1 protein-coding gene and 1 pseudogene are annotated in these 1226 nt (G+C 75.1%); both read left to right on the top strand.

Annotated elements, in window-relative coordinates; translation table 11 throughout:
• Window positions 1-97 (top strand): annotated as a pseudogene (locus ACFXAM_RS38830) (electron transfer flavoprotein subunit beta); the annotation flags it as partial.
• A gap of 48 nt (window positions 98-145) precedes the next feature.
• Window positions 146-1108 (top strand): electron transfer flavoprotein subunit alpha/FixB family protein, encoded by a 963-nt coding sequence (locus ACFXAM_RS38825; RefSeq protein WP_380298653.1) that lies wholly within the window; start codon window positions 146-148, stop codon window positions 1106-1108.
• Window positions 1109-1226 lie beyond the last annotated feature (118 nt).

Raw genomic sequence — 1226 nt, 5'->3', positions numbered from 1 at the left:
GGCGCGTCCGGCGCGCACCGCGGGCACGGTCGTCAAGGACGAGGGCGAGGGCGGCAAGGCGCTCGCCGGATTCCTCGCCGGCCAGAAGTTCATCTGACCCCCCACCGCGTTCGCGCATCCAACGATCGATCAGGAGCAATGAATCATGGCTGAGATCCTGGTTCTCCTGGACCACGCCGACGGCGCGGTCCGCAAGCCGGCCCTGGAGCTGCTGACCCTGGCCCGCCGCATCGGCGAGCCGTCCGCCGTCGTCCTCGGCGCCGGCGACAAGGCCGCCGCGCTGGCCGCCAAGGCCGCCGAGTACGGCGCCGCGAAGGTGTACGTCGCCGACGGCGCCGAGTTCACCGACCAGCTGGTCGTCCCCAAGGTCGACGCACTGGCCCCGATCGCCGCGTCCGCGGCGCCCGCCGCGGTGCTGGTCACCTCGTCCGGCGAGGGCAAGGAGATCGCCGCCCGCGTCGCCCTGCGGATCGGCTCCGGCATCATCACCGACGCCGTCGACCTGGAGGCCGGTGACGGCGGCCCGGTCGCCACCCAGTCGGTGTTCGCCGCCTCCTTCCAGGTGAAGTCCACGGTGTCGCACGGCGCCCCGGTGATCACCGTCAAGCCGAACGCCGTCGCCCCGGAGGCCGCCCCGGCCGCCGGCACGGTGGAGGACGTCACCGTCGCGTTCACCGGCAACGCCGCCAAGGTCGTCTCGCGCACCCCGCGGGTCTCCACCGGCCGCCCGGAGCTGACCGAGGCCGCGATCGTGGTCTCCGGCGGCCGCGGCGTCGGCGCCGCCGAGGGCTTCGGCGTGGTCGAGGAGCTGGCCGACGCCCTGGGCGCGGCCGTCGGCGCCTCGCGCGCCGCCGTGGACGCCGGCTGGTACCCGCACAGCAGCCAGGTCGGCCAGACCGGCAAGCAGGTCTCCCCGCAGCTCTACATCGCGGCGGGCATCTCGGGCGCGATCCAGCACCGGGCCGGCATGCAGACCTCGAAGACCATCGTGGCCGTCAACAAGGACCCCGAGGCCCCGATCTTCGAGCTCGCCGACTACGGCGTGGTCGGCGACCTCTTCGAGGTGCTGCCGCAGCTCACCGCCGAGGTCAAGGCCCGCAAGGCCTGATCCGACGCGAGCACAACCGCGCGGGGGCGCGCCCGGTTGCCCCCGGGCCCCCCCCCCCCCACCATCCCCCGGACACCGCCCGGTGGCCCCCGGCCCGTAGAGGCGGGGGGGGGCGGCC

This window comes from Kitasatospora sp. NPDC059462 (assembly GCF_042749955.1).
Classification (GTDB): Bacteria; Actinomycetota; Actinomycetes; order Streptomycetales; family Streptomycetaceae; genus Kitasatospora.
Note: the sequence above shows the minus strand (reverse complement) of the source record. Positions and strands in the feature narration are given on the sequence as shown.